This window comes from Janthinobacterium sp. CG_23.4, from assembly GCF_029892305.1.
GTDB classification, from domain to species: domain Bacteria; phylum Pseudomonadota; class Gammaproteobacteria; order Burkholderiales; family Burkholderiaceae_D; genus Janthinobacterium; species Janthinobacterium lividum_D.
Window position 1 is genome coordinate 3,255,341 of sequence record NZ_JARXUX010000001.1, and the last position, 26,036, is coordinate 3,281,376.

Here is a 26,036-nt window from a genome sequence, read left to right on the forward strand (position 1 = left end):
CGCCAGGAAGTCGCAAGCACGATCTCTGTCCTGCCGGCGGACAATGCGAAGGCGCTGGCTCAGGCGCGCAGCAGCAAGGCCACGGCTTCGGCCGCGATGCCTTCTTCACGTCCGAGGTAGCCCAGCTTTTCATTCGTCTTGGCCTTGATGTTGACCTGCCCCACCGCGACGCCCAGGTCTTCGGCCACGTTGGCGCACATGGCGGCGATATGCGGCGCCATCTTCGGGCGCTGGGCGATGATGGTGGCGTCGATATTGCCAATGCTATAACCGCTCGCTTGCACGCGGCGCGCGGCTTCGCGCAGCAGCGTGCGCGAATCGGCGCCCTTGAATTGCGCGTCCGTATCGGGGAAATGGCGGCCGATGTCGCCCAGCGCGGCGGCGCCGAAGATGGCATCCGTGATGGCGTGCAGCAACACGTCGGCGTCGGAGTGTCCAAGCAAGCCCAAGTGGTGCGGGATGTTCACGCCGCCAATGATGAGGTCGCGGTTTTCCACCAGCGCGTGGCAGTCATAGCCCTGGCCGATACGGAAAGGCAGTACGGGAGTCGTTGTGTGCATGCAAGTCTCTTTAGAATTCAGGAATGGGCAAAGAATGGGCCAAATACAGCTCGGCCGTGTGTATGTCGCGCGGCAAGGTCACCTTCAGGTTGCGCGGGTGGCCCTCGACGAGCATGGGTGCCAGGCCCAGCGCTTCGACGGCGCTGGCGTCGTCCGTGATGGCGTGCGGATCGGGCGCTTGCGACAGCGCTTGGTGCAGCAAGGCATAGGAAAACATTTGCGGCGTCTGCGCCAGCCACAGACCGTCGCGCGGCACCGTCTGGGCCGACGTGCTGGCGCCACCGTTGGCCACCGCCCCCCCCACCCCCGCCCGCTTGACGGTATCGACCACGGACAAGGCCAGCAAGCCGCCTGCCGGATGCGCGCCCACCTCGTTGATGAGCTTTGCGATCAGCGCCGGCGTCAGGCCGGGCCGCGCTGCGTCGTGCACCAGCACCTGGTCGTGGGCATCGATGCAGGCGTGCAGTGCCTGCAAGGCATTCAAGATCGTGTCCATGCGCGTGGCACCGCCACAGCGCAACACGGTGACGCCGTGCTCCGCGCCTTGATCTGGCACTAGGGCATCGATCTGCCCATCGTCCGCGCTGACGACAATATACGTGTGCGCAATCAGCGCGCTGGCGAGAAAGGCGTCCACGGCGTGGCGCAGCATGGGCTTGCCCGCGATAGGCAGGTATTGCTTGGGACTGCCCGCTTGCATGCGCGCGCCCACGCCAGCGGCGGGGATCAGCGCAAAATAACGGGGGCGATTCGGTACTGCTGTCATGCGTTTCCTTGTCGTGTCAGTGCTGGGCGGCTTGTGTCTTGCCGGCCAATATAGTCTGGATTTCGCCATTGCACGCCTTGCTCAGGCGCGCATATTCTTGCGGTGTATCGATGGCCGCCTGCAAGACTTCCACCTTGCGCATCTCGGCCTTGACGTACGGCAACCAGCCCGTGTCGATCTCGCGCGCCAACGCCGCCTTGGCCGTGCCGCTGGGCGCGTACAAGGGCCGGGCCTCGAAGCGCTTGGCCAGTGCCGCGCGCACGGTCTTTTCCACGCGCGGCAAATGTTCCATATAGGTTTTCATGTGCCGCAGCTCGTGCGTGAGTATTTCATCATACGCGCAAGTGCCGGGGGCGAACTCGCGGCCGATGTAAATGACCACGGGAGCATAATTGAGCTTGACGGAAATCTGTGGCGCCACACATTCGTAGCCGCTGGCAGGGTCTTGCAACATCGGTCCGGCCAGGCCAATCTGCACTTGCGACTCGGTCTTCGTCAAGCCCAGCACCCAGGTATTGGCGCGTGCCATGCCCTTCATCACCGTCAAGGCCTTGTACGGCAGATGCGTGTCGATGCTGTAGCCGTTCTGCTGCGCCGTCAGTACCGACACCGTCTTGCTGATCGTGTCTTCGCAGCGCACCTGGAACGGCGTGCGCGCCTGCGCCTGGGCACCGAAGGTGACACCGGCAAGCAGCAGGAAAATCGCCTTACGCATGCGCAGGATCAAGCCGTTTGCCAGGCGCCGCTGGTGATCTTGTCGAGCCAGAAGATGCCGATGACGGTTTTGACATCCGTAATCGTGCCATCCTTGACCCAGTCGAGCAGCTGCGGCACGGTGGCCGTAAACGTTTCAAGGAATTCGCCGTCGTCGAGCTGGCGCTCACCGGCCACCAGGCCACGCGCCAAAAACAGTTCCAGGTGTTCGTCGGAATAGGCGATGGCGTTATGAATGGTGGACACGAATTGCCAGTCGCTGGCCGTATAACCAGTCTCTTCCAGCAACTCGCGCTGGGCGCACGCCAGGTGCGACTCTCCCGCATCGATCTTGCCGGCCGGGAATTCGATAAACACGCGGTCCAGCGGATAGCGGTACTGGCGTTCCATCAGTACGCTGCCATCGTCGAGCAGCGGCAGGATGACGACGGCGCCCGGATGCAGGATGAATTCGCGCGCCGTGATCTTGCCGTCAGGCAGGGCGACACGGTCGCGCTGCACGCGCAGGAAGCCGCCTTGGTAGACGAGCTCGCCGTCCACTTTGGTTTCAATCAATTGCGTATCGGTGGATTGGGTATCCATGCATTTCCTTATGTTCAATAAAAAACGGCGCCAGAGGCGCCGCTTTCGGTAGATGCTGCTAACGGCGTTTACGCAAGTAGCGTCCGACAAAGCCTGGGAACGCCAGCACCATGAACAGACAGCCGGTAATGGCATAGAACTCCCACGTCTGCGGGAATGCGTTACCGATGCGCGCTTCGAGACCGAACGCCACGGCGCCGACGATGAAGTACAGAATTACCATCTCCAGCAAGCGCAGTGCCAGCGGCTTGCGCCAGCTTTTGCCGCCCTCTGCCAGCTGCGCCCTTTTCAAGGGCACGGCGGCAAACAGTTTCTCGTTCAAGAATGGCAGGTTGGCGCCCAGGATACCCAGGGCGATCACCAGCGAGCTTGAGGCGGTGACATCCATCGATCAGGACGCCAGGGTCTTGGTGATGGCAGTGGCGCAGGCAGCAAGGATGCTGTTAGGCATCACGCCGAGCGCCAGGACGAACACGCCATTCAGGGCCAGCACGACGCGCATGTCGCCATGCACGACCAATGCGTTGCTGTCGGTCGGTTCGTCGAACCACATCATTTTCACGACGCGCAGATAGTAGAAGGCACCGATCAGCGAGAACAGCACGGCAGCGATGGTCAGCCACAACTGGCCCGTGGCCAGCACGGAAGCGAGCACCGAGTACTTGGCCATGAAGCCCATCAGCGGCGGCACGCCGGCCAGCGAGAACATGAACAGCGTCATCACCAGCGCGAAGATCGGGCTGCGTTTGCCCAGGCCCTTGAAGTCAGCCAGTTCTTCCGCTTCAAAACCGTTACGTGCCAGCAACATAATCACGCCAAAGGTACCCAGGGTGGTAAACACATAGGTAATGACGTAATACATCGCGGCGCCGTAGGCGGTCGCTGCGCCAGCCGCGTTCAGGGTGTTGTTGGCTGCGTCCACGGTACCGGACAGCAGACCCAGCAGCACGAAGCCCATTTGCGCGATGGTCGAATACGCGAGCATGCGCTTCAAATTGGTTTGCGCGATGGCGGTGAAGTTACCGATCGCCAGCGACATCACGGCCAGCACCAGCAGCATTTGCTGCCAGTCATGCGCCATCGGCAGCAAACCCTCGCCCAGCAGACGCAGGGTGATGGCAAACGCAGCCAGTTTCGGTGCCGCGCCCAGCAGCAACGTCACGGCCGTCGGCGAACCTTGATACACGTCAGGCACCCACATGTGGAATGGCACGACGCCCAGTTTGAAGGCCAGGCCGGCGACCAGGAAGACCAGGCCGAAGACCATGATGGTACCGTTGGTCTTGCCGTTTTCCAGCGCCACGCGCAGTTCGCCCAGGTCCAGCGTGCCGGAGGCACCGTACAGCATCGAGATACCGTACAACATGAAACCGGAAGCCAGTGCGCCCAGGATGAAGTATTTCATGGCCGCTTCCGTGGCCTTGGCATTGTCACGGCGCAAGGCGATCAGCGCGTACAGCGACAGCGACATCAGTTCCAGACCCAGGTAGATGATCAGGAAGTTGTTGGCCGAGATCATGATCATCTGGCCCAGCAGTGCAAACAGGGCCAGCACGTAGAACTCGCCGCCCAGGTTGCCCGACAGCATGCTGCGGTCGGTGGCATAGGCACGCGAGTAGATCAGGGTCAGCGCCACGGCGGCGTACGAGAACAGTTTGAGCAACTGCGACATCGGGTCCGACACGAACATATTGTGGAACGTGTAGACGGTGGTGCCCGCGTTGAAGTCGCCCACGGTCAGCAAGGCGCAGCCGGCCAAGGTCAGCAGCGACAGCGCATAGGTGATCGAACGCTTCGCCGCAGGCAAGAACATATCGATCAGCAAGATCGCCGAGGTGGCGATCAGCAGAAAGATTTCCGCGTACAGCGGTACCAGATTAGGTGCATTAGTCATGTTATCGGTCTTCTATTTAAGGCAACTTGCTGATGGCGACATGCTGCAGCAGGTCGGCAACCGAAGTTTGCATCGTGTCGGTGAACGGGGCTGGGTACAGACCCATCACGAGCACGGCGATGGCCAGCACAGCAAGCATGAAGAATTCACGTTTGTTGATGTCGGTCAGTTCAGCCACATGCTTGTTCTTGATCTTGCCGAACACCACGCGCTTGGCCATCCACAGCGAGTACGCCGCGCCCCAGATCAGTGCCGTTGCAGCCAGCAAGCCGATCCAGAAGTTGAATTGCACCGCGCCCAGGATCACCATGAACTCGCCGACAAAGCCGGACGTGGCTGGCAAACCGCAGTTAGCCATCGAGAACAGCACGAAGAAGGCAGCAAATTTCGGCATGCGGTTCACGACGCCGCCGTAGTCGGCGATGTTGCGGGTATGCATGCGGTCATACAGCACGCCGATGCACAGGAACATCGCGCCGGAGATGAAGCCGTGCGAGACCATCTGCACAATACCGCCCTGCACCGAAATGTCGTTGAACATGAAAAAGCCCAGGGTAACGAAACCCATGTGCGCGATCGACGAATAGGCGACCAGTTTTTTCATGTCGGTTTGCACCAAGGCAACCAGACCGATGTAGATCACGGCGATCAGCGACAAGGCGATCATGAAGCCGGACAGGTAGTGGCTGGCGTCTGGCGTGATCGGCAGCGAAAAACGCAGGAAACCGTAGGCGCCCAGTTTCAGCATGATGGCGGCCAGTACGGCCGAACCGCCGGTAGGCGCTTCCACGTGGACGTCCGGCAGCCACGTGTGGACCGGGAACATCGGCACTTTGACGGCAAACGCCATCAGGAAGGCCAAGAAGATGAAGATCTGTTCGTGCATCGTCAACTTGAACGCGTGCCAGGCCAGGATGTCGAAAGTGCCCGACACATTGCGCAGGTAGATGATGGCAACCAAGGTCAGCAAGGACCCAAAGAAGGTGTACAGGAAGAACTTGAACGACGCGTACACGCGGTTTGAACCGCCCCAGATACCGATGATGATGAACATCGGGATCAGGGTTGCTTCAAAGAAGAAGTAGAACAGCAAGCCGTCGAGCGCGCAGAACACGCCGATCATCAAGCCCGACAGGATCAGGAAGGCACCCATGTACTGGGCGACGCGCTTCTCGATCACTTGCCAAGCGGAAATGACGACGATGACCGTGATGAAGGCCGTCAGTGGCACGAACCACAGCGACAGACCGTCGATACCCAGCGAGTACCAGATATTGAAGGTCGCTATCCACGGTGCTTTTTCGACGAATTGCATGCCGTGCGCGGCGTTATCGAAATGCTGGATCAGCGGCAAGGTGCACAGCATGCTGAGCACGGCGCCAGCGAGCGACAGCCAGCGGGTAAAGCCCGCTTTGCTGTCACGGCCGAGAGCCAGGACCAGGACGCCGCAAATGATCGGCACCCAGATCGACAGACTCAGGTAAGGAGGTAATGTAGAAATCGTAGACTGCATCATGGTTCTCAGTATTCTTTTATCAGGTCAGCTTACTTAGCGGGCCAGAATGGCAGGAAATAGATCAGGAAGCCCAGCACGCCCAGGATCATCACGAATGCATAGTGATAGATGTAGCCAGTCTGCAACACTCGCGACAGCGAGGACAGCCAGGCGACGGCCTTGGCGCTGCCATTGACGACGAAACCGTCGATCAGCTTCTTGTCACCGAAGTTCCACAGGCCATTGCCCAACAAACGGGCACCGCCGGCGAACACGACTTCATTGAACTTATCCAGGTAGTACTTGTTGTCGAGCAAGGTGTGGATCGCGTGGAACTTGGCAAAGAACCAGGCCGGTACACGCGGGTTGACCATATAGCAGTAGTAAGCTGCCACCACGCCAGACAATGCCAGCCAGAACGGTGCCGTCGACAGGCCGTGGATCGCCATCGCCATCGCGCCGTGGAATTCATGCGACAACTCTTGCATTGCTGGATGGTTTTCGCCAACGAAGATCACGCCCTTGAAGAAATCGCCATGCAGCATCGGGCCGATGGTCAGGTAACCGATCAGCAGCGACGGGATCGCCAGCATCACCAGCGGGAACCACACGACGAACGGCGATTCATGCGGCTTCTGGCCAGGTTCCAGACCGTGGTGCGCGTGCTCGTCTTCCTCTTCTTCATGACCATGATCGTCATGCGCATCGCCGTGCGCGCCATGGGCCGCTTTCGGTGCGTGATGGTCGTCGTGACCGTGCGCGTGCGCTTGGCCGAAACGTTCCTTGCCATGGAAGACCAGGAAATACATGCGGAACGAATAGAAGGCGGTCACGAAGACGCCAGCGAGCACGGCGAACTGGGCAAAGCCAGCACCCCAGATGTGCGTCGCTTCGACGGCTTCGATGATGCTGTCTTTCGAGTAGAAACCGGAGAACAGCGGCGTGCCGATCAGGGCCAGCGAACCGACCAGGGACGTGATCCAGGTGATCGGCATGTATTTGCGCAGGCCACCCATGTTGCGGATGTCCTGGTCATGGTGCATGCCGATGATGACGGAACCGGCGCCCAGGAACAGCAGTGCCTTGAAGAAGGCGTGCGTCATCAGGTGGAACACGGCCACGGAGTACGCGGACGAGCCCAGCGCGACGGTCATATAGCCAAGCTGCGACAGGGTCGAGTAAGCGACGACGCGCTTGATGTCGTTCTGGATGATGCCCAGGAAACCCATGAACAGCGCCGTGATGGAGCCGATCACCAGGATGAACGATAGTGCCGTGTCGGACAGTTCGAACAGCGGCGACATGCGCGAGACCATGAATATACCGGCCGTCACCATCGTCGCGGCGTGTATCAGTGCCGAGATCGGGGTAGGACCTTCCATCGAGTCAGGCAGCCACACGTGCAGCGGGAACTGCGCCGATTTACCCATCGCGCCGATGAACAGGCAGATGCAGGCAACGGTCAGCAAGGCCCAGTCGGTGCCCGGCAAGCTCAACAGCGCCAGTTCCTCTTTCTTGGCGAACACTTCCTGGTAGTTCATGCTGCCGGCGTAGGCCAGCAGCAGGCCGATGCCCAGGATGAAGCCGAAGTCGCCCACGCGGTTGACCAGGAAAGCCTTCATGTTGGCAACGATGGCCGTCGGACGCTGGTACCAGAAGCCGATCAGCAGGTAAGAGACCAGGCCCACGGCTTCCCAACCGAAGAACAGTTGCAGGAAGTTGTTGGCCATGACCAGCATCAGCATCGAGAACGTGAACAGCGAGATGTAGGCGAAGAAGCGGTTATAGCCTTCGTCGTCTTTCATGTAGCCGATCGTGTAGATGTGCACCATCAGGGAGACAAAGGTGACCACGCACATCATCATCGCCGACAGCGAATCGATCTGGAAGCCCACTTCCATCTTCAGGGTGCCGATCGTCATCCAGTTATAGATCGTGCCATTGAATGTCGCGCCATCCATCACTGCCAGCAGTGTCTGCACCGACAGGATGAACGCAATCAGTACGCCCAGGATCGTCGCGGTATGCGACGTCTTGCGTCCGACCAAATTACCCAGAAACTGGGTGCCAAGCAAGCCTGCAATCGCAGCACCGGCCAGCGGCGCCAGCGGTACGGCAAGAAGGAGGTTAGGGTTGAGGAGTTGCCCCGCCATGATGAACCTTAATCGTTATTATTCGAGAGATCGAGTCTGAAAAACATCAGCCTTTGAGGCTGTCCAGGTCTTCGACGTTGATGGTATCCAGATTACGGAACATCACCACCAGAATAGCCAGACCGATAGCCGACTCAGCGGCGGCAACCGTCAGGATGAAGAAAACGAAGATCTGACCGGCCGCGTCGCCCATGAAATGGGAAAACGCGATGAAATTCATATTCACCGCCAACAACATCAATTCGATTGCCATCAGCAATACGATGATGTTCTTGCGGTTCAGGAAAATACCGACGATCGAGATTGCGAACAGGATCGCGCCCAGGACCAGGAAATGTGTGAGCGATAATGTCATGGTGCCTCCTTAACTTCCGGCTCAGCGGCAGGACGCTCGACAACCGCGTCCATCTTGATGATCTTCAGACGATCGTTGCGCTTGACGCGCACGGCATCGCCCGGAGCAAAATGCTTGGTGTCCTTGCGTTTGCGCAAAGTCAATGCGACTGCGGCAACGATGGCGACCAGCAGCACGACGGCCGCGATTTCGAAGGCGAACACGTATTTCGTGTAGATCAGCATGCCCAGTTCCTTGGTGCCGCCCAGGTTGACATTCACCGGCGCGATGCTAGGCGTAAAGTTGCGGAAACCGTGCCACAAGACAGCGGCCATTTCCAGCACGATGATCACACCCACCGTCACCGACAAAGGCAGATAGCCCCAGAAGCCTTCGCGCATGCGATCGATATTGATATCGAGCATCATGACCACGAAGAGGAACAGCACCATCACGGCGCCGACATACACCAATACCAGCACGATGGCCAGGAATTCAGCTTGCAGCAGCATCCAGATGCCTGCTGCGGAAAAGAAGGACAGCACCAGGAACAGTACTGCGTGGACCGGATTGCGTGCCGTGATAACGCGCGTCGCTGCCAGAATCAAGATCAGCGCGAAGGCGTAAAACAAAATTGTTTTAAAGTCCATAAAAAACCCAATAGACGTACAGATGAACGAGGGGCGCGCCGCAGCTTATCAGCTACGGCGCATCCATCAGCGATAAGGTGCGTCGGCGGCGCGCGCAGCAGCGATGTCATTTTCATAACGATCACCGACGGCCAGCAACATCTCTTTCGTGTAATACAAATCCCCGCGTTTTTCGCCGTGGTATTCCAGGATTTGCGTCTCGACGATCGAATCGACCGGGCAGGACTCTTCGCAGAAACCGCAGAAGATGCACTTGGTCAAGTCGATATCGTAACGCGTAGTGCGGCGCGAACCGTCGTCACGCTGTTCCGATTCGATCGTGATGGCCATCGCCGGGCAAACTGCTTCGCACAGTTTGCAGGCGATGCAGCGTTCCTCGCCGTTCGGGTAGCGGCGCAACGCGTGCAAGCCTCGGAAACGCGGCGAGATCGGTGTCTTCTCTTCCGGGAATTGCACCGTGATCTTGCGCGAAAACATGTACTTGCCTGTCAACGCCATGCCCTTGATCAGCTCACCTAACAAGAGGCTGCTGAAGAAATCTTTTACCTTATCCATTCGTATGCACTCTCTTACTTCCAAATATTCCAGGATGTCTGCATCCAGGCAGCGATGAAGACCAGGTAGACCAGCGTCAACGGGATAAACACTTTCCAGCCGAGGCGCATGATCTGGTCATAACGATAGCGTGGGAAAGTACCGCGCACCCAGATAAACACCGAGACGATGAAGAAGGTCTTGGCGAACAACCAGAAGAAACCGCCGAAACCACCCCAGAACTCAAGGAAAGCAAATGGTGCGGACCAACCACCGAGGAACATGATCGAAGCCAGTGCAGCGATCAGTATCATGTTGGCGTATTCGGCCAGCATGAACATGGCGTAGGCCATACCCGAGTACTCGACCATGTGGCCGGCGACGATTTCCGACTCGCCTTCGACGACGTCGAACGGGTGACGGTTGGCTTCAGCCAGGCCCGACACCAAGTAAATAACGAACATCGGCAGCAGCGGCAGCCAGTTCCACGACAGGAAGTTGACGCCCTTGTCGGCGAAGAAGCCGATTTGCTGGCCGCCAACGATATCGATGAAGTTCAGGCTGCCTGAAACCATCAACACGATGACCATCACGAAGCCCATCGGAATTTCATACGAAATCATCTGTGCCGAAGCACGCATGGCGCCCATGAACGAGTACTTCGAGTTCGAAGCCCAGCCGGCGATGATGATGCCATAGACTTCCATCGAGGTAATCGCCAGCAGCATCAGCAAGCCTGCGTTGACGTTGGCCAGTACGGCTTGCGGGCCGAACGGCACGACCGACCAGGCGGCCAGCGCCGGCATGATGGTCATGATCGGACCGATCACGAACAAGCCCTTGGCAGCCTTGCTTGGGATGATGATCTCTTTGAACAAGAGTTTCAGCGCATCGGCGATCGGTTGCAGCAAGCCCAATGGACCCACGCGGTTCGGGCCGACGCGGATCTGGATCCAGCCGATCAGCTTGCGTTCCCACAAGGTCAGGTAGGCAACCAGGCCCATCAGCGGCAACAGCACGCACAAGATCTTGATCAGAGTCCAGAAGAACGGCCAGGAGCCGCCCAGCAGATCCTGGCCGCTGCTGTTGATGACGTTTACAAATTCAGGCAGAGCCATCAGATTTTCCCCTCTGCTGTTTCAACTGTGATGTCACCGAACATGCCGCCCAGGCTGGCCGTCGAGGCATGCGCCGCCGACACTTTGACCACATTGGCTGGCAGGCCGGCATGGATTGCCGCCACCAGGATGGCGCTGCCGGAGCCTTGCGCCACTTTGACCTTATCGCCCGCCTTGATGCCCAGCTTGCCAGCCAGTTCGGCCGATAAATGGGCTTGTGGCGCAGCGCCATCGACCGTGCGTTGCAACGGTTCGGAGCGGCGTACCAGCGCATCGGCGAAGTAAATCGGCACGTCGGCGATGCGTTGCAGCTTTGGTGAAGCCGGTGCGTACGTCGCCGCTTCTGGCGCGTTCTTGGCCACATTGTTCAGCTGTGCCGACAAATCGGTCACGCCGGCACCAAACGCTTCGTCGCGGATCGCTTCGGAGGTGTCGTAGTCGAAACCGGCCAGGCCCAGGATGTTGCCCAGGACGCGCAGTACTTTCCAGGCTGGACGCGTTTCGGCCAGCGGTTTGACGCTGCCATTGAAACTTTGTGCACGGCCTTCGCAGTTCACAAACGTGCCCGAGGTTTCGGCGAACGGCGCGATCGGCAGCAAGACATCGGCGTAATCCATGCCGTGCTTGAAGGCCGACATCGCCACGACCATCTCGGCGCTATCGAGAGCGGCGCGGGCCGCTTGTGGATTGGCGCTATCCAATTCCGGCTCGGCGTGCAGCAGCACGTAAGCTTTCTTCGGCACGGCAAAGGCAGCTTGTGCCTTGGCTTGCGCCTTGGCGACCAGGTGCGCACCTACCGTGTTGGCAGCTTCCGTCAGGTAACCGAGCTTGGCGCCCGTCTGTTCGGCGATCCATTGCGCGGCAGCATGCAGTTGCGACGCTTGCGGGTGTTGCGTTGCCGCATTACCCAGCAGCACGGCGCCATGGTCGCCAGCCATCAGGCTGGCGGCGATGGCGACCGCCACGTCCGAGGCGATGACCGCTTCAAAACCGTTAGGCGCGGCGATATCTTTCGCTTTGGCAACAGCGACGACGACTTCCGACAAGGCCGCCAGCCAATCGCTAGGCGCGACAATCATCTTGTTGGCGATGGTGATCAGCTGATCATCGTCGCAAGCGTGCAGGATCGACAGCTTGCCGCCGCCCTTGACCGAGGCGCGCAAACGCGTGGCCAGCAAGGGATGATCCTTGCGCAGGAACGAACCGATGACGAAGGCGCGCTTGATCTGGCCAAATTCGCTGATCGGCATGCCCAACCATGGTTTCACACTGGCGTCGAGCGCGAAATCGGTCTGGCGCAGGCGGAAGTCGACGTTCTCGCTACCGAGGCCGTGCGCGACTTTTTGCAGCAGGACCAGCTCTTCTACCGTCGAATGCGCAGTGGCCAGCGCGGCGATGGCGTCAGCGCCATGCTCGTGCTTGATATTTTTCAAACCGTGCGCCACGTATTCCAGCGCCGTTTGCCAATCGACTTCTTTCCACTCATTGCCTTGTTTCAGCATCGGCGAAGTCAGGCGTTCGGCACTGTCGAGCGCATCGTACGAGAAACGGTCCTTGTCCGAGATCCAGCACTCGTTGACGGCTTCGTTTTCGAGTGGCAATACGCGCTTGACCTTGCCAGCTTTCACTTGCACGATCAGGTTGCTGCCCAGGCCGTCGTGCGGGCTGACCGATTTGCGGCGCGACAGTTCCCATGTACGGGCGCTGTAGCGGAACGGCTTCGAAGTCAGTGCGCCTACCGGGCACAGGTCGATCATATTGCCCGACAGTTCGGAGTCGACCGTCTGGCCGACAAACGAGACGATTTCCGAGTGTTCGCCGCGACCGATCATGCCCAACTCCATCACGCCGGCCACTTCTTGGCCAAAGCGTACGCAGCGGGTGCACTGGATGCAGCGCGACATTTCCTGCATGGACACCAGCGGACCGGCTTCCTTGGGCTGCACCACGCGCTTGTCTTCCTTGTAGCGCGATTCGCTCTTGCCGTAGCCCACAGCCAAGTCTTGCAACTGGCATTCGCCGCCCTGATCGCAGATAGGACAATCGAGCGGGTGGTTAATGAGCAAGAATTCCATGACCGACTTTTGCGCCTGCACAGCTTTATCGCTGGCGGAGCGCACGATCATGCCGGCACTGACCGGGGTCGCACAAGCGGGCAAAGGCTTGGGCGCCTTTTCCACTTCGACCAGGCACATGCGGCAGTTCGCTGCAATCGACAATTTCTTGTGATAGCAGAAGTGCGGAATGTAGGTTCCCAATTTGTTGGCGGCGTCCATCACCATGCTACCAGCAGGGACTTCGACTTTTTTGCCGTCTATTTCGATTTCAACCATGGTGATCGTTACCTGACGCAGCTTAGATATATGCGGGCACTAAGCAATGCTTGTGCTCGATATGATATTCAAATTCTTCACGGAAATTCTTAATGAAGGCCCGTACCGGCATGGCAGCCGCATCGCCCAGCGCGCAAATGGTGCGGCCCTGGATGTTGTCGGCGATCGAGTTGAGCATATCGAGGTCGTCTGGACGACCCTGCCCTTGCTCGATGCGATGCACCATGCGGTACATCCAGCCTGTGCCTTCACGGCAAGGCGTACACTGGCCGCACGATTCTTCAAAGTAGAAGTAGGACAGGCGTTCCAGCGCCTTCACCATGCAGCGTGTTTCATCCATCACGATGACGGCACCCGAACCCAACATCGAGCCGGCTTTGGCGATCGAGTCGTAGTCCAGGTCGGTCTGCATCATGATGTCGCCGCGAATCACCGGCGCGGACGAGCCGCCAGGGATCACGGCCTTGATCTTTTTGCCACCGCGCATGCCACCTGCCAGTTCCAGCAGTGTGGCGAACGGGGTGCCGAGCGGAACTTCGTAGTTGCCCGGCTTTTCCACGTCGCCCGAGATCGAGAAGATCTTTGAACCACCGTTATTGGGCTTGCCCATCGCCAGATATTTCTCTGGGCCGATGTTCAGCACGAATGGCACGGCGGCGAAGGTTTCCGTGTTGTTGATCGTCGTCGGCTTGCCGTACAAACCAAACGAGGCAGGGAAAGGCGGCTTGAAGCGCGGCTGGCCTTTCTTGCCTTCCAGGGACTCCAGCAAGGCCGTTTCTTCGCCGCAGATGTAGGCGCCATAACCATGGTGCGCATGCAACTGGAACGAGAACTCGCTACCCATGATCTTGTCGCCCAGGAAACCGGCGGCACGCGCCTCTTCCAGCGCTTCTTCGAAACGCAGGTATTCCTGGAAGATTTCACCGTGAATATAGTTGTAGCCGACGGTGATGCCCATCGCATAAGCGCCAATGGCCATGCCTTCGATCAGCGCATGGGGATTGTAACGAATGATGTCGCGGTCCTTGAAAGTACCGGGTTCGCCTTCATCTGTATTGCAGACGAGGTATTTTTGGCCCGGGAACTGGCGCGGCATGAAGCTCCACTTCAAGCCGGTAGGAAAACCTGCGCCGCCACGGCCGCGCAAGGACGAAGCCTTGAGGTCGGCGATGATCTGTTCCGGCGTGATTTTCTCTTCCAGGATACGCCGCAGGGCCGAATAACCGCCGCGGTTCACATAATCTTGCAAATGCCAGTTTTTACCATCCAGATCCTTGAGGATCAATGGATCGATATGGCGATTGTGGAGTGACGTCATTTCTTGAGTTCCTCCAGCATGGCGTCGATTTTTTCGTTCGACATCCAGCTGCACATGGTTTTATTACTGACCAGCAAGACAGGCGCATCGCCGCAAGCGCCCATGCACTCGCCCTCAACCAGGGTGAACTGGCCATCAGCGGTGGTTTCGCGGAAATCAATACCCAATTTCTGCTTCAGGTACTCTGCAGCGCGCACGCCGCCCGACAGGGCGCATGGCAGGTTGGTGCACACGGTGATCTTGTGCTTGCCCACGGGTTTCACGTTATACATATTGTAGAACGTGGCCACTTCCTGCACGGCAATGGCTGGCATGCGGATGTATTCGGCCAGTTCCTTCATGGTTTCCGGCGCCAACCAGCCCAGTTCATCCTGGGCATGGGCCAGCGCGGCCATGACAGCCGACTGACGCTGGTCAGCCGGGTACTTGGCCAACTCGCGGTCAATTTTTTTATAGCATTGCTCTGATAACAACATACTTTTTGCCTCTTAGCGGTCAATACTGCCGAACACGATATCTTGCGTCCCGATGATGGTCACGGCGTCGGCAAGCATGTGCCCACGCGCCATCTCGTCGAGCGACTGCAAGTGAGCGTAGTCTGGCGCGCGCAGTTTCATGCGGTACGGCTTGTTGGCGCCATCGGACACCAGGTAGACACCGAACTCGCCCTTCGGGTGTTCCACGGCGCTGTAAGCCTCGCCTGGCGGCACGTGGAAACCTTCGGTAAACAGCTTGAAGTGGTGAATCAATGACTCCATGTTGGTCTTCATGTCGACGCGGCCCGGAGGCGCCACCTTGCGGTTGCTGGTCATGACAGGACCTTCATTGTTGCGCAGCCACTCCACGCATTGCTTGATGATACGGTTCGACTGGCGCAACTCTTCCACGCGGACCAGGTAGCGGTCGTAGCAATCGCCGTTGGTACCGATAGGAATGTCGAAATCCATCAAGTCGTACACTTCGTACGGCTGTTTCTTGCGCAAATCCCACTGCACGCCAGAGCCGCGCAGCATGGCGCCCGTGAAGCCCATGGCCAGCGCATCTTCGGGCGAGACCACGCCGATGCCGACGGTACGCTGCTTCCAGATACGATTGTCGGTCAACAAGGTTTCGTACTCGTCCACGGAATTGGGGAAACGGCGCGCGAAATCTTCAATGAAGTCCAGCAGGGAACCCTGGCGGTTTTCGTTGAGCTTGGAAATGGCCTTGGCGTTGCGGATGATCGAGGCCTTGTGCTGCGGCATCGCGTCCGGCAAGTCGCGGTACACGCCACCAGGACGGTAGTAAGCGGCGTGCATGCGCGCGCCCGACACTGCCTCGTAGGCGTCGAACAAGTCTTCGCGGTCGCGGAAGCAATACAGGAACGGCCCCATGGCGCCAACGTCCAGCGCGTGGGTACCGAGCCACATCAGGTGATTCAGGATGCGCGTCATCTCGTCGAACATGACGCGGATGTATTGCGCGCGCAGCGGCACTTCCAGGCCCAGCATCTTTTCGATGGCCATCACGTACGCGTGCTCATTGCACATCATCGACACATAGTCGAGACGGTCCATGTAAGGCACGGATTGCAGATAGGTCTTTTGCTCGGCCAGCTTTTCGGTGGCGCGGTGCAGCAGGCCGATATGCGGGTCGGCGCGCTGGATGACTTCGCCATCCATCTCCAGCACCAGGCGCAGCACGCCGTGCGCGGCCGGATGCTGTGGCCCAAAGTTCAGGGTGTAGTTCTTAATCTCAGCCATTATTTCATCCCGTAATGTTCTTCGCGGATCACGCGCGGCACGTTTTCCCGCGGCTCGATCGTCACGGGCTGGTAAATCACGCGCTTTTGTTCCGGATCGTAGCGCATCTCGACATAGCCGGAGACGGGGAAATCCTTGCGGAACGGGTGGCCGATGAAACCATAATCGGTCAGCAGGCGGCGCAAGTCGTTGTGGCCTTCGAAGAGGATACCCAACAGGTCGAACGCTTCGCGCTCATACCAGTTGACGGCACGCCAAATATTCACCACGGACGGCAGCAGCGGCATGTCGTCGTCGGGCGCGAACACGCGCACGCGCACGCGCCAGTTGTGCTTGACCGACAGCAAGTGCGAAACGGCCGCAAAACGCAGGCCGTCCCAGCTACCATCGCCATAGGTCGAGTAGTCGACGCCGCACAAATCGAGCAATTGCTCGAAATGCAGGCTCGGATCGTCGCGCAAGGTCTGCATCACGCCCAAGTAGTCTTCGGCCTTGACGACCAAGGTGACTTCGCCCAGCGCAACAGTTGTGCTAACGCGATCGCCCAGGGCAGTGCCGAGGGCGATTTGCAATACTTCTAAATGTGTTGTCATAATCTGGAGCGCCCCGGTTAGCGTGCGATCGTGCTGGTACGCTTGATCTTGTTCTGCAACTGCATGATACCGTACAGCAAGGCTTCAGCGGTCGGAGGACAGCCAGGCACATACACGTCGACGGGCACGATGCGGTCGCAACCACGCACCACAGAGTAGGAGTAATGGTAGTACCCGCCGCCATTGGCGCAGGAACCCATCGAGATGACCCAGCGTGGCTCTGCCATCTGGTCGTAGACCTTGCGCAAGGCCGGCGCCATCTTGTTGCACAGGGTGCCGGCAACGATCATGACGTCAGACTGACGCGGCGACGGACGAAACACGACGCCGAAACGGTCCATATCGTAGCGGGCTGCGCCCACATGCATCATTTCGACCGCACAGCAGGCCAAACCAAACGTCATCGGGAACATAGACCCGGTGCGCGCCCAGTTGATCAGCTTGTCTGCCGAGGTGGTGATGAAACCTTCGCTTAATACGCCTTCAATAGCCATGGCTTATTCCCAATCAAGGGCACCTTTCTTCCAAATGTACCAAAATCCGACCACGAATTCAGCGATGAACACCATCATCGTGACGAAACCGGCCCAGCCCAGGTCGCGCATTGCAACGCCCCATGGGAAAAAGAATGCTGTTTCCAGATCGAACAAAATAAACAGGATTGCGACCAGGTAGTAGCGCACATCGAATTTCATGCGCGCGTCTTCGAATGCTTCAAAGCCACATTCGTACGGGGAGAGTTTTGCTGCGTCAGGTTTGTTAGGACCTAACAGGCGTCCCAGGAGCTGGGGCGCGATACCGACACCGAGGCCGATAATAATGAACAGCAGGACGGGGAAATAGTTTTCGAGGTTCACGATTGATAAGCTTATATTGAACGATCGGTTAAATGAGGACACTGCGATCACTGCAGCGTATTCTAACGCACGACCCCAATCAAAGCTAAGACCAGGATCGAACGACACATCCTCGTAAAAAAAGCCAGCAACTTTGTACGAGCCATGGCTCGTGCGCCGTTGCTGGCTTCTGATTTCTGGTGCCGACGACGAGACTCGAACTCGTACAGCTTGCGCCACTACCCCCTCAAGATAGCGTGTCTACCAATTTCACCACGTCGGCGGTAAGGCCCGTATTCTACTCTGCTTTGCCGCTAAAGTTAATGCACAAATGCATTAAAACACAGATAAAAACGATAAATTTTTACATCTTCCAGCGCGTCACGACTTTTTCCTGCCGCACTGCTAAAACATTGAGCAATTATCTGCCCGTAATGAGAATTACTCTCGACGAGGTATCGAGATACTACGTAGCTGTTTAGATATGGGTGATCATATTCCAACTCGCAGCCTGCCATTTTTCAGGGCCAGGTTGCTTTTGAGTACACTGTTGAATCCTGTCACCTAACTACCAGCGCCATGAGCCAAGCCCTTCACAGCCAAGCCCGCACTACTCATCTGATCCGTGACGAAATCCGCAAATCGACGCTCTCTCAACGGGAACTGGCTGAGCGCTACAACGTTAGTCGTCTGACGATCCGCAAATGGCAGAACCGCGACAGCGCCGAGGATCTTTCGCACCGGCCACGTATCATGCACACCACGCTCACGCCTGCGCAGGAATTGATCGTCGTGGAGCTGCGCACCACGCTGCTGCTGCCCACCGACGACCTGCTGGCGGTGGCCCGCGAGTTCGTCAATCCAGCGCTTTCGCGCGCCGCCCTGGGGCGCTGCCTGCGTCGCCATGGTGTCTCCAGCCTGCTTGAACTGGCCGCCCGGGAAACCGATAAGCCCGTCACCAAAAAGTCGTTCAAGGACTACGAGCCCGGCTTTTTACATATGGATATCAAGTACTTGCCGCAGATGCCTGACGAAACCGAACGCCGTTACCTGTTCGTCGCCATCGACCGCGCCACGCGTTGGGTCTTCATGGAGATCTATGCCGACCAGTCCGACAGTAGTAGCACCGACTTCCTGATCAAGCTCAACAAAGCCTGTCCGATCGCCATCGTCAAGCTGCTCACCGACAATGGCAGCCAGTTCACCGACCGCTTTAGCAGCAAGAAAAAAGACCCGGAAACGGGCGACCGGATTCCCAGCGGCAAGCACGCGTTTGACGTGCTATGCAGACAACTGGCGATCGAACATCGCCTGATCCCGCCACGTCATCCGCAGACCAACGGCATGGTGGAACGCTTCAACGGCCGCATCAGCGAGGTCGTCAATCAGACCCGTTTCGCATCCAGGGCCGAGCTCGAATCAACACTACGCAATTACCTGAAAATCTATAACCACAACATCCCACAGCGTGCTCTCAACAACGAAACGCCGATTCAGGCAATGAAGAAATGGCAGGCAAAAAAGCCACAATTATTCGTTAAACGTGTTTATAACCAGGCGGGTCTTGACACGTAGCAACTACGCAGTTACTACGCAGTTACTATCCAATTACTTCGGAATCGCGCCTGCCGGCGTGCTGGCAACCGGGGCTGCCGCTGCTGGAGCGCTGGCCGCCGGCGCTGCAGGCAGCGTCGTCGGGATGGCACCGGCGCCGGTGACTGGCACTGGCTTGACGACTTTATCCATCACGCCGCCACCGACCGTGGTGGCGCGCTGATTGGCCATCAGCGACAGGGCCAGCGTGGCGCCGAAGAAGATCGCGGCAGCGACACCGGTCGATTTCGACATAAAGTTCGATGAACCCGTCGCACCGAACAGGCTGCCCGAGGCGCCCGAACCGAAGGCAGCACCCATGTCGGCGCCCTTGCCGTGCTGCAGCAACACCAGCGCGATAATCGACAATGCGGAAATAACCTGTACTACCACTACCAGATTGAACATCATGTTCATTGCAATTCCATTCTTAGTTTAAATTAATTCAATCAACGGCGTGAATAATTGCCAGGAAATCCGCCGCCTTCAATGCTGCCCCACCGATCAGACCGCCATCAATATCCGGCATTGCCATCAATTCTTTCGCGTTCTCCGGCTTCATGCTGCCGCCGTACAAGATCTGCACGCCGGCCGCCGCTACCGCATTCTTTACCGCCAACTGGCCGCGCAACACCTGATGCACGTCCTGCGCCATTTGCGGCGTGGCCGTCTTGCCAGTACCAATGGCCCACACCGGCTCATACGCCAGCACCAGTTTCGCCACGTCGGCGACGGAAATGGCCGCCAGCACGGCGCCCAATTGCTGCGCCACGACGGCGTCGGTCTGGCCCGCTTCGCGCTGCGCCAGGGTCTCGCCTATGCAAACGATAGGCGTGATGCCTGCCGCCAGCGCGGCTAGCGTCTTGGCCGCCACCTGCGCATCGCTCTCGCCATGGTAGGCACGACGCTCGGAATGCCCGATCACCACATAACCGCAAGCAAAATCTTGCAGCATGGCGGCCGAGATTTCTCCCGTGTATGCACCACTGGCATGCGCAGATACATCCTGCGCGCCCCAGCCAAGCGCCGAGCCTGCCAATTGCGCCTGGCACTGCGCCAGATACGGCGCAGGCACGCAGACGGCGCTGGCGGCGCCAGAGGCAGCCAGACCAGCAACTATTTCAGACAATAACACCGCGTTCGAGGTGCGACTGCCGTTCATTTTCCAATTTCCGACGACGAGTTTGCGACGCATAGTAGCCTAAATTCTAATAACCCGTCATTCTAACTCCGGCACCGAGGCCGGTCAAACAGGCAGTGCCACGTTTCAGGCAACTTGCAGCATGATCTTGCCCACGTGCGTGCTCGATTCCATCAAGGCATGCGCTTCGCCGGCTTTTTCGATTGGGAAAGTTTGATAGATCACCGGTTTGATCTTGCCCGCCTCGATCAGCGGCCAGACAGTCGTGCGCAGGTGCTTCGCGATGGCAGCCTTGAAGGCCACGGAACGGGGGCGCAAGGTCGAACCGCTGATACTGAGGCGGCGGCGCAGCACTTGCCCCAGGTCGACGGTAGCCTTGCTGCCGCCCTGCACGGCGATCAGGCCGATGCGACCATCGTCGGCAAGACAATCGATTTCGCGCGGCAAGTAATCGCCTCCCACCATGTCGAGGATGACATCCACACCACGGCCTGCCGTCAACTCCTTGACGACGGCAACGAAATCTTCCGTGCGGTAATTGATGCCCCGTTCGGCGCCCAGTGCTTCGCAGGCGCGCGCCTTCTCGTCGCTACCGGCCGTGGCGAATACGCGGTGGCCGAGCGCGGCCGCCAATTGAATCGCCGCCACGCCGATGCCGGACGTGCCGCCCTGCACCAGCAAGGTTTCACCCTCGGCCAGCGCACAGCGGTCGAAGACATTGCTCCAGACGGTAAAGAAGTTTTCCGGCAGGGACGCGCCTTCGAGCGCCGTCAAGCCGTGCGGCAAGGGCAAGCATTGCCCGCTTGGGGCGGCACAGTATTCGGCATAGCCGCCACCCTGCACCAGGGCGCAGACCAGGTCGCCCTTCTGCCATCCGGTATTGGCAAAATCGCCATCGACGACTTCACCGGCCACTTCCAGGCCCGGCAAGTCGGATGCACCGGCCGGCGGCGCATATTTCCCCAGGCGCTGCAACACGTCGGGACGGTTAATGCCGGCCGCGTGCACCTTAATGAGCAGCTCGCCCGCTTTAAATTGCGGCATGGGACGTTGCGTGATCTGCAAAACGTCGGCGGGACCTGGCTGGCTGATGGCAACTGCGCGCATGGGGCGACTCTCTCAAGGAAAAACGCCGATTGTACGCCAAGCCACCGACCGTTGCAGCCACCTCTTGCGGCCACCACTTGCGGCAGGCTGCGCGTCAGCCGGCACCCGTCTTCGACTGGCGCGGCAAGGGCGTGCCCGGCTTCCACTGCGCCGACAGGGCCTGACCTTCCTCTACTTGCTCATGCGTCATCTTGCGCAACACGGCGGCGCGCTGGTCGGCCGCATTGGCGTTGCCATTTGCCGCTGCCAGGTTCCACAACATGTAGGCGATGACGTTGTCCTGCTGCACGCCACCGATGTGGTAGCGATACATCAGTCCCAGCACCTGCTGCGCCTGCGCATGATTCTGTTCGGCCGCCTTGCGGAACCAGCTGACGGCCTGATTATGGTCTTGCAGTACGGCGTTACCCGTGTAATACATGGCGCCCACCACATACTGGGCATCGGCCTTGCCCTGCTCGGCCGCCTTGCGGTGCCAAAACATGGCTTGCCTGTAATCCTGCGGCAAGCCGCGCCCCATGTAATACATCAAACCCAGCAAATGCTGCGCGTCGGCATTGCCAATCTTCGCAAGAGGTACTATTTCCTTGTGGGCCAGCGCGTAATTCTTGTTGTTGTAGGCGCTGGCGCCTTCGACGAAGCCGGCCCGCGCGGGTAGCTGTATCGTCAACAGCATGAGTAATGTAATGATCAGTTTTTTCATCGGAATGGGATGTGGTCTGACTACTTATTCTTTTCCTGCGAATTTTTTCCTACCAATAACACCTGCGGCAGGATGCTTTTATTTCCAGCTGACTTTGCCCAAGCCATCGACGCTGACATCGCGGTTGGCTGGCTTGCCGTACACCACCACCGAACCGAGTCCGCTCAAGCTCAGCTTGGCATACGTATGGGCATGCACCGTGGCATTGCCGAGGCCGCTCAATTCGAGGTTGACGGCGTCCGCTTCGAACTGCTGCGCATTCAGACTACCCAGTCCGCCCAGGCTGGCCTTCAGGAGGCGCCCGCGCCCCCCCAACACCACCGAGCCCGCACCCTGCAAATCCAGCTCGGCCCGCTCATTATTACCAACCCAGAGCTGCATGCTGCCCACGCCGCCCAGGCTGGCATCGAGCTTGCGGTAGTCGCCCACCAGCTTGATGCTGCCCGCCCCTTCCAGCGACAGCGTTAGCTCCTCGCCCTTGAAACCGCTGATGTCGGTGCTGCCAAAGCCTTCCGAGCTCAGTTCGCGCAAGTTCGGCAGGACCAGTTCGGCGCGTATCGCTGCGGGCGATATCTTGAAGCCACGCACTGCCGTCTCGATGTGCAGGGTATCGCCACTTTGCACCGTGCTGACATCGGCGATGTAGCGCTTGTCGGCCGTGATGCTCAGCGAAGGCACGTTACCTTGGCGTATGCGCACTTCCATCACGCCATCGAGCTTGACGCGCACCACGCGGGCGTCGATGTTGCGCATTTCCAGCAAACGCGTCTCGGCGACCGCGCCGCGGACCAGGCCCAGTGTGGCCAGGAACAGCAGTGCCAATTGCAATGTCTTTTTCATCTAGTGCATCCTCGGTATCTTGTTTTTATCTGTCTGGCCGCCAGCCAGGGGCGCCCGCCTTGCTCGCGCAGCAGCACTGTAGCAGCGCCAAAAATTGCTGACAATGATTTTGACGCCGCATAGTATCGTCGCCCACAGCAGCGGGGCCCGGCATCGCGCCAGGGCAGGCAAGCAGAATTGCGGCAGGCACAGAGCGCATCGGTGAGCGCGACCTGCAACGAGCAACGTGCAACGAGCAACGTGCAACAGAGGTTGCTCGCGGCCTTATGCGAAACGTGATTTTTCTGCGGCGCTCAGACGCTTGGCCTTGACCAAGACCACCGGCATGCTGGCCTTGCCATGCACTGCGGGCACGCTGGCCGTCGAGCTTGCCACTTGCAGGGCGGGAGCGGCCGGGGCGATGGCGTAGCAGCTGATGCTGAGCACGATGGCGGCGGCAACGGCAATGATTTCCATGTTTTTAGCGACGTTCATGATGTTCTCCTCGGGTGTCTGGCAGTGGGCTTGCGGTATGGTGTCACTATAGCCATACCGCCCCCGGCCGACACGCCGATTGCGACGAACTGCACTTTTGGCAGGCTGGCCTGACAAAAACGCGGATGAACGTGGCGCATCAACATTGCCTATCCACGTCGCCGATCAGCATCACAACTGCGGCGCGCTTAAAACTCTTCCCACTCGTCGGCGCCGGACTTGGCCGCCTTGAGCGGCTTGGCCGGCGACATCGGCTTGACCGGCGACAGAGCACGGGCCGGCGCGCGCGGAGCCGACGCTGCCGGCCTGGCCTTGGGGCGCTTCACGGGCGCGGACGCCGCAGCAACACCCGCATCGCCCAGGCGGAACATGCCGACGGCCTGCGCCAGGTCCACCGCCTGCTCCTGCAGGCTTTCTGCTGCCGCGGCCGCCTGTTCGACCAGCGCGGCGTTTTGCTGCGTCATGGTATCCATGTGGGTCACTGCCGTATTGATCTCGCCAATGCCGGCACTCTGCTCGCGGCTGGCCACCGTGATCTCACTCATGATGGTCGTCAATTGCTGTACCGAAGCGACCACCTGATCCATGGTCTGGCCCGCTTCATCGACAAGGCGGCCGCCAGCGTCCACCTTCTCCACCGAATCGCCGATCAATTCCTTGATTTCCCTGGCCGCCTGGCTGGAGCGCTGCGCCAAGTTGCGCACTTCTGACGCCACCACGGCAAAGCCCCTGCCCTGCTCGCCCGCCCGCGCCGCCTCGACGGCAGCATTCAGCGCCAGGATATTGGTCTGGAAAGCAATACTATCGATCACGCCGATAATATCGACGATCTTGCGCGAACTTTCCTGGATGCCGGACATGGTACCGACCACCTGCAGCATCACGTGGCCGCCCTTGGCCGCCACTTCCGAAGCGGACACGGCCAGCTCGTTGGCGGTGTGCGCGTTTTCCGCATTCTGCCTGACCGTCGATGTCAACTCATCCATCGAACTGGCTGTTTCTTCCAGCGCACCGGCCTGCGCTTCCGTGCGCGAAGACAGGTCGGCGTTGCCGGCGGCGATATCGGCCGACTCGCTGCGCACCATGGCGCTGATGTTGCGGATCTGCAGCAGCACGGTGGAGATCTTTTCAACGAATAAATTGAAGGCCTTGGCGATCTGCGCCAGTTCATCGGCGCCTTGCGCATCGAGGCGGCTGGTCAGGTCGCCGTCGCCGGTGGCGATCGCTTCCATCGCATCGCGCACCAGGACCAGGCGGCGCAGGGCGCGCGCCACCAGCGCGCTCAATACGGCGGCGGCCAGGGCCAGCACCAGCAAGGCCGTCAAGACCGAGGAGCGCAGCATGGAACTGAGCGCTTGCGTCGCTTCTGCGCGGTCGAGCACGGTAGCGAGCAGCCAGTCGCTGCCCGGCACCTTGCTCACGTGCAAGATGCCATCGCGCTCGCCAATGCGGATGACGCCGCCATCGCCGCTCTTTTCAATATCGCCCAGCACCTGCGCGCTCAGGCCCGGCGCCAGCTCGGCCAAGGGCTTCAAGATCAGCTTGCCGTCCGGGTGGGCGATGATCTTGCCGCCGCCATCGACGAGGAAGCCGTAGCTGGACGCGGTTGGCTTGATCGAGGCCACATTTTGCAGCACGGCATCCATCATCACGTCAGCCGCCATCACCCCCGTCACGCTCCCCTTGCCGCCCAGCGGCTCGGCAAACGTCACCACCAGCTTGCCCGTGCTGGCGCCGATATACGGCGCCGTGATGATGGGACCGCCCGATTCGGATGCCTTCTTGTACCAGGGCCGCGCCGTGGGATCGTAGTCGGCGGCGCGCTTGCGCTCCTGTGAAAAGACCGCGTGCTTATCGGCATAGCCGATATACGCCATGTCAAACGTGCCCGCCTGCTCGGCCGCCTTCAAGGCCGGCAGCGGATCGGCCGCCGTGGCGGCCTGCTTGAGCGAAGCCACGGTGGCTTGCTTGGAGCGCAACCATTCGGCGATGGCCGCCGCATGGCTGTGCGACAGCTGCAACATCTGCGTGTCGAGCGCGGCCAAGGTGCTTGAGCGCGTGGTATAGAAATTGGCGATGGCAACGGCCAGCATGGCCAGCACGACGATGGAAACGGCGATGGCGATCAACCGTACCTTAAGGGAGGACAACATGGGGCATCCAATAGAAAAGGGGAATCGGGAAAGCATTTCCATCCTCGGGGAATACGATTTTATCGTCAAGCAATACCGACAGTCGATTACTCATAAACAACAATTGATACCGGATATAGACTGCATCTGATCGCGCAGCTTGCGCCAGGCAGCGCTGCCGACGTGGGCGCATTGTCCAGCGGCACCAGAACACCGGACGCGACAACATGCAGCAAGACGACGGCCAGCGCGCATCGTGGGCGCCTGCTGCATCTGCAAGTAAGAAAACGCGGCCTTGCGGCTGGTATCAAGATCGATGCACGAGTCGTGCACACATCTTCGATGGCGCACCAACAAAACGCAAAAAACCGCCAGGGCTTGCGCGCTGGCGGCTTTTGAGACTGCGGCCAAAGCCGCGGTCTGG

At 59.3% G+C, this 26,036-nt stretch carries 27 protein-coding genes and 1 tRNA gene; 1 reads left to right on the top strand and 27 read right to left on the bottom strand.

Features of this window, described 5'->3' with window-relative positions:
* Positions 1-59: 59 nt before the first annotated feature.
* From ispF to H4V96_RS14645, 20 genes are all read right to left on the bottom strand, one after another.
* Positions 60-560: a 2-C-methyl-D-erythritol 2,4-cyclodiphosphate synthase gene (ispF, locus tag H4V96_RS14550; RefSeq protein ID WP_010399716.1), complete on the bottom strand. Its 501-nt coding sequence runs from the start codon at positions 558-560 to the stop codon at positions 60-62.
* Between the two features lie 10 nt (positions 561-570).
* Positions 571-1,326: a 2-C-methyl-D-erythritol 4-phosphate cytidylyltransferase gene (ispD, locus tag H4V96_RS14555; RefSeq protein WP_196856314.1), complete on the bottom strand. Its 756-nt coding sequence runs from the start codon at positions 1,324-1,326 to the stop codon at positions 571-573.
* 16 nt (positions 1,327-1,342) lie between these two features.
* Positions 1,343-2,041 (bottom strand): hypothetical protein, encoded by a 699-nt coding sequence (locus H4V96_RS14560; protein WP_196856313.1) that lies wholly within the window; start codon positions 2,039-2,041, stop codon positions 1,343-1,345.
* Positions 2,042-2,049: 8 nt separating this feature from the next.
* The gene (locus H4V96_RS14565; protein WP_196856312.1) at positions 2,050-2,622 is read right to left on the bottom strand and encodes an NUDIX hydrolase; all 573 of its coding nucleotides are present in this window, start codon (positions 2,620-2,622) and stop codon (positions 2,050-2,052) included.
* Positions 2,623-2,680: 58 nt separating this feature from the next.
* Positions 2,681-3,010, bottom strand: coding sequence for a DUF2818 family protein (locus H4V96_RS14570; RefSeq protein WP_196856311.1), 330 nt, complete (start codon positions 3,008-3,010; stop codon positions 2,681-2,683).
* Between the two features lie 3 nt (positions 3,011-3,013).
* Positions 3,014-4,516, bottom strand: coding sequence for an NADH-quinone oxidoreductase subunit NuoN (nuoN, locus tag H4V96_RS14575; RefSeq protein ID WP_196856310.1), 1,503 nt, complete (start codon positions 4,514-4,516; stop codon positions 3,014-3,016).
* A gap of 16 nt (positions 4,517-4,532) precedes the next feature.
* Positions 4,533-6,032, bottom strand: a complete 1,500-nt coding sequence (locus H4V96_RS14580) for an NADH-quinone oxidoreductase subunit M (RefSeq protein WP_010399722.1) — start codon at positions 6,030-6,032, stop codon at positions 4,533-4,535.
* 29 nt (positions 6,033-6,061) lie between these two features.
* Positions 6,062-8,164: an NADH-quinone oxidoreductase subunit L gene (gene nuoL / locus H4V96_RS14585; RefSeq protein ID WP_196856309.1), complete on the bottom strand. Its 2,103-nt coding sequence runs from the start codon at positions 8,162-8,164 to the stop codon at positions 6,062-6,064.
* 46 nt (positions 8,165-8,210) lie between these two features.
* Complete coding sequence (gene nuoK, locus H4V96_RS14590) at positions 8,211-8,519, bottom strand: NADH-quinone oxidoreductase subunit NuoK (RefSeq protein WP_010399724.1); 309 nt, start codon at positions 8,517-8,519, stop codon at positions 8,211-8,213.
* On the bottom strand, positions 8,516-9,148 hold the full coding sequence (locus tag H4V96_RS14595; RefSeq protein WP_196856308.1) for an NADH-quinone oxidoreductase subunit J: 633 nt from the start codon (positions 9,146-9,148) through the stop codon (positions 8,516-8,518). The genes nuoK and H4V96_RS14595 overlap by 4 nt, the downstream gene beginning before the upstream one ends.
* A 66-nt stretch (positions 9,149-9,214) precedes the next feature.
* Complete coding sequence (nuoI, locus tag H4V96_RS14600; RefSeq protein WP_010399726.1) at positions 9,215-9,703, bottom strand: NADH-quinone oxidoreductase subunit NuoI; 489 nt, start codon at positions 9,701-9,703, stop codon at positions 9,215-9,217.
* Between the two features lie 14 nt (positions 9,704-9,717).
* Positions 9,718-10,800, bottom strand: coding sequence for an NADH-quinone oxidoreductase subunit NuoH (gene nuoH, locus H4V96_RS14605; RefSeq protein ID WP_010399727.1), 1,083 nt, complete (start codon positions 10,798-10,800; stop codon positions 9,718-9,720).
* The gene (nuoG, locus tag H4V96_RS14610) at positions 10,800-13,133 is read right to left on the bottom strand and encodes an NADH-quinone oxidoreductase subunit NuoG (protein WP_196856307.1); all 2,334 of its coding nucleotides are present in this window, start codon (positions 13,131-13,133) and stop codon (positions 10,800-10,802) included. The genes nuoH and nuoG overlap by 1 nt, the downstream gene beginning before the upstream one ends.
* A 22-nt stretch (positions 13,134-13,155) precedes the next feature.
* Positions 13,156-14,451 (bottom strand): NADH-quinone oxidoreductase subunit NuoF, encoded by a 1,296-nt coding sequence (gene nuoF, locus H4V96_RS14615; protein WP_010399729.1) that lies wholly within the window; start codon positions 14,449-14,451, stop codon positions 13,156-13,158.
* Positions 14,448-14,927, bottom strand: a complete 480-nt coding sequence (gene nuoE / locus H4V96_RS14620; protein WP_029496541.1) for an NADH-quinone oxidoreductase subunit NuoE — start codon at positions 14,925-14,927, stop codon at positions 14,448-14,450. Before nuoE ends, nuoF begins: the two co-directional genes overlap by 4 nt.
* Before the next feature lie 12 nt (positions 14,928-14,939).
* Positions 14,940-16,193 (bottom strand): NADH-quinone oxidoreductase subunit D, encoded by a 1,254-nt coding sequence (locus H4V96_RS14625; protein WP_010399731.1) that lies wholly within the window; start codon positions 16,191-16,193, stop codon positions 14,940-14,942.
* Positions 16,193-16,786: an NADH-quinone oxidoreductase subunit C gene (locus H4V96_RS14630; protein WP_196856306.1), complete on the bottom strand. Its 594-nt coding sequence runs from the start codon at positions 16,784-16,786 to the stop codon at positions 16,193-16,195. The genes H4V96_RS14625 and H4V96_RS14630 overlap by 1 nt, the downstream gene beginning before the upstream one ends.
* 17 nt (positions 16,787-16,803) lie before the next feature.
* Positions 16,804-17,280 carry an NADH-quinone oxidoreductase subunit B gene (locus H4V96_RS14635; RefSeq protein ID WP_010399733.1) on the bottom strand — a complete coding sequence of 159 codons (477 nt, stop codon included), beginning with the start codon at positions 17,278-17,280 and terminating at the stop codon, positions 16,804-16,806.
* 3 nt (positions 17,281-17,283) lie between these two features.
* Positions 17,284-17,643 carry an NADH-quinone oxidoreductase subunit A gene (locus tag H4V96_RS14640; protein ID WP_010399734.1) on the bottom strand — a complete coding sequence of 120 codons (360 nt, stop codon included), beginning with the start codon at positions 17,641-17,643 and terminating at the stop codon, positions 17,284-17,286.
* A gap of 177 nt (positions 17,644-17,820) precedes the next feature.
* Positions 17,821-17,905: transfer RNA gene (locus H4V96_RS14645), tRNA-Leu, on the bottom strand.
* A 296-nt stretch (positions 17,906-18,201) separates the two neighbouring features.
* Between H4V96_RS14645 and H4V96_RS14650 the strand changes: the two genes are divergently transcribed.
* Entirely contained in the window at positions 18,202-19,197 is a 996-nt protein-coding gene (locus H4V96_RS14650; protein WP_280720636.1) for an IS481 family transposase, read from the top strand.
* A gap of 33 nt (positions 19,198-19,230) precedes the next feature.
* Here the strand turns inward: H4V96_RS14650 and secG are convergent, their stop codons facing one another.
* The 7 genes from secG to H4V96_RS14685 all read right to left on the bottom strand — a co-directional run bounded on the left by secG (position 19,231) and on the right by H4V96_RS14685 (position 25,633).
* The gene (gene secG / locus H4V96_RS14655) at positions 19,231-19,632 is read right to left on the bottom strand and encodes a preprotein translocase subunit SecG (RefSeq protein ID WP_010399735.1); all 402 of its coding nucleotides are present in this window, start codon (positions 19,630-19,632) and stop codon (positions 19,231-19,233) included.
* 28 nt (positions 19,633-19,660) lie between these two features.
* Entirely contained in the window at positions 19,661-20,410 is a 750-nt protein-coding gene (gene tpiA / locus H4V96_RS14660; RefSeq protein ID WP_082261078.1) for a triose-phosphate isomerase, read from the bottom strand.
* A gap of 72 nt (positions 20,411-20,482) precedes the next feature.
* Positions 20,483-21,463 (bottom strand): NAD(P)H-quinone oxidoreductase, encoded by a 981-nt coding sequence (locus H4V96_RS14665; RefSeq protein ID WP_196855833.1) that lies wholly within the window; start codon positions 21,461-21,463, stop codon positions 20,483-20,485.
* Positions 21,464-21,557: 94 nt separating this feature from the next.
* Positions 21,558-22,166 (bottom strand): tetratricopeptide repeat protein, encoded by a 609-nt coding sequence (locus tag H4V96_RS14670; RefSeq protein ID WP_010399738.1) that lies wholly within the window; start codon positions 22,164-22,166, stop codon positions 21,558-21,560.
* A 78-nt stretch (positions 22,167-22,244) separates the two neighbouring features.
* The gene (locus H4V96_RS14675; protein ID WP_196855834.1) at positions 22,245-23,006 is read right to left on the bottom strand and encodes a DUF2807 domain-containing protein; all 762 of its coding nucleotides are present in this window, start codon (positions 23,004-23,006) and stop codon (positions 22,245-22,247) included.
* A 264-nt stretch (positions 23,007-23,270) separates the two neighbouring features.
* The gene (locus H4V96_RS14680; protein WP_010399740.1) at positions 23,271-23,480 is read right to left on the bottom strand and encodes a hypothetical protein; all 210 of its coding nucleotides are present in this window, start codon (positions 23,478-23,480) and stop codon (positions 23,271-23,273) included.
* 188 nt (positions 23,481-23,668) lie between these two features.
* On the bottom strand, positions 23,669-25,633 hold the full coding sequence (locus H4V96_RS14685) for a methyl-accepting chemotaxis protein (protein WP_196855835.1): 1,965 nt from the start codon (positions 25,631-25,633) through the stop codon (positions 23,669-23,671).
* Positions 25,634-26,036: the final 403 nt, after the last annotated feature.

Excerpts from the sequence above, each read along its gene's own strand:
- ispF (WP_010399716.1), bottom strand. The coding sequence starts at position 560 with ATGCACACAACGACTCCCGTACTGCCTTTCCGTATCGGCCAGGGCTAT.
- ispD (WP_196856314.1), bottom strand. The coding sequence starts at position 1,326 with ATGACAGCAGTACCGAATCGCCCCCGTTATTTTGCGCTGATCCCCGCC.
- H4V96_RS14560 (WP_196856313.1), bottom strand. The coding sequence starts at position 2,041 with ATGCGTAAGGCGATTTTCCTGCTGCTTGCCGGTGTCACCTTCGGTGCC.
- H4V96_RS14565 (WP_196856312.1), bottom strand. The coding sequence starts at position 2,622 with ATGGATACCCAATCCACCGATACGCAATTGATTGAAACCAAAGTGGAC.
- H4V96_RS14570 (WP_196856311.1), bottom strand. The coding sequence starts at position 3,010 with ATGGATGTCACCGCCTCAAGCTCGCTGGTGATCGCCCTGGGTATCCTG.
- nuoN (WP_196856310.1), bottom strand. The coding sequence starts at position 4,516 with ATGACTAATGCACCTAATCTGGTACCGCTGTACGCGGAAATCTTTCTG.
- H4V96_RS14580 (WP_010399722.1), bottom strand. The coding sequence starts at position 6,032 with ATGATGCAGTCTACGATTTCTACATTACCTCCTTACCTGAGTCTGTCG.
- nuoL (WP_196856309.1), bottom strand. The coding sequence starts at position 8,164 with ATGGCGGGGCAACTCCTCAACCCTAACCTCCTTCTTGCCGTACCGCTG.
- nuoK (WP_010399724.1), bottom strand. The coding sequence starts at position 8,519 with ATGACATTATCGCTCACACATTTCCTGGTCCTGGGCGCGATCCTGTTC.
- H4V96_RS14595 (WP_196856308.1), bottom strand. The coding sequence starts at position 9,148 with ATGGACTTTAAAACAATTTTGTTTTACGCCTTCGCGCTGATCTTGATT.
- nuoI (WP_010399726.1), bottom strand. The coding sequence starts at position 9,703 with ATGGATAAGGTAAAAGATTTCTTCAGCAGCCTCTTGTTAGGTGAGCTG.
- nuoH (WP_010399727.1), bottom strand. The coding sequence starts at position 10,800 with ATGGCTCTGCCTGAATTTGTAAACGTCATCAACAGCAGCGGCCAGGAT.
- nuoG (WP_196856307.1), bottom strand. The coding sequence starts at position 13,133 with ATGGTTGAAATCGAAATAGACGGCAAAAAAGTCGAAGTCCCTGCTGGT.
- nuoF (WP_010399729.1), bottom strand. The coding sequence starts at position 14,451 with ATGACGTCACTCCACAATCGCCATATCGATCCATTGATCCTCAAGGAT.
- nuoE (WP_029496541.1), bottom strand. The coding sequence starts at position 14,927 with ATGTTGTTATCAGAGCAATGCTATAAAAAAATTGACCGCGAGTTGGCC.
- H4V96_RS14625 (WP_010399731.1), bottom strand. The coding sequence starts at position 16,193 with ATGGCTGAGATTAAGAACTACACCCTGAACTTTGGGCCACAGCATCCG.
- H4V96_RS14630 (WP_196856306.1), bottom strand. The coding sequence starts at position 16,786 with ATGACAACACATTTAGAAGTATTGCAAATCGCCCTCGGCACTGCCCTG.
- H4V96_RS14635 (WP_010399733.1), bottom strand. The coding sequence starts at position 17,280 with ATGGCTATTGAAGGCGTATTAAGCGAAGGTTTCATCACCACCTCGGCA.
- H4V96_RS14650 (WP_280720636.1), top strand. The coding sequence starts at position 18,202 with ATGAGCCAAGCCCTTCACAGCCAAGCCCGCACTACTCATCTGATCCGT.
- secG (WP_010399735.1), bottom strand. The coding sequence starts at position 19,632 with ATGAACATGATGTTCAATCTGGTAGTGGTAGTACAGGTTATTTCCGCA.
- tpiA (WP_082261078.1), bottom strand. The coding sequence starts at position 20,410 with ATGCGTCGCAAACTCGTCGTCGGAAATTGGAAAATGAACGGCAGTCGC.
- H4V96_RS14665 (WP_196855833.1), bottom strand. The coding sequence starts at position 21,463 with ATGCGCGCAGTTGCCATCAGCCAGCCAGGTCCCGCCGACGTTTTGCAG.
- H4V96_RS14670 (WP_010399738.1), bottom strand. The coding sequence starts at position 22,166 with ATGAAAAAACTGATCATTACATTACTCATGCTGTTGACGATACAGCTA.
- H4V96_RS14675 (WP_196855834.1), bottom strand. The coding sequence starts at position 23,006 with ATGAAAAAGACATTGCAATTGGCACTGCTGTTCCTGGCCACACTGGGC.
- H4V96_RS14680 (WP_010399740.1), bottom strand. The coding sequence starts at position 23,480 with ATGAACGTCGCTAAAAACATGGAAATCATTGCCGTTGCCGCCGCCATC.
- H4V96_RS14685 (WP_196855835.1), bottom strand. The coding sequence starts at position 25,633 with ATGTTGTCCTCCCTTAAGGTACGGTTGATCGCCATCGCCGTTTCCATC.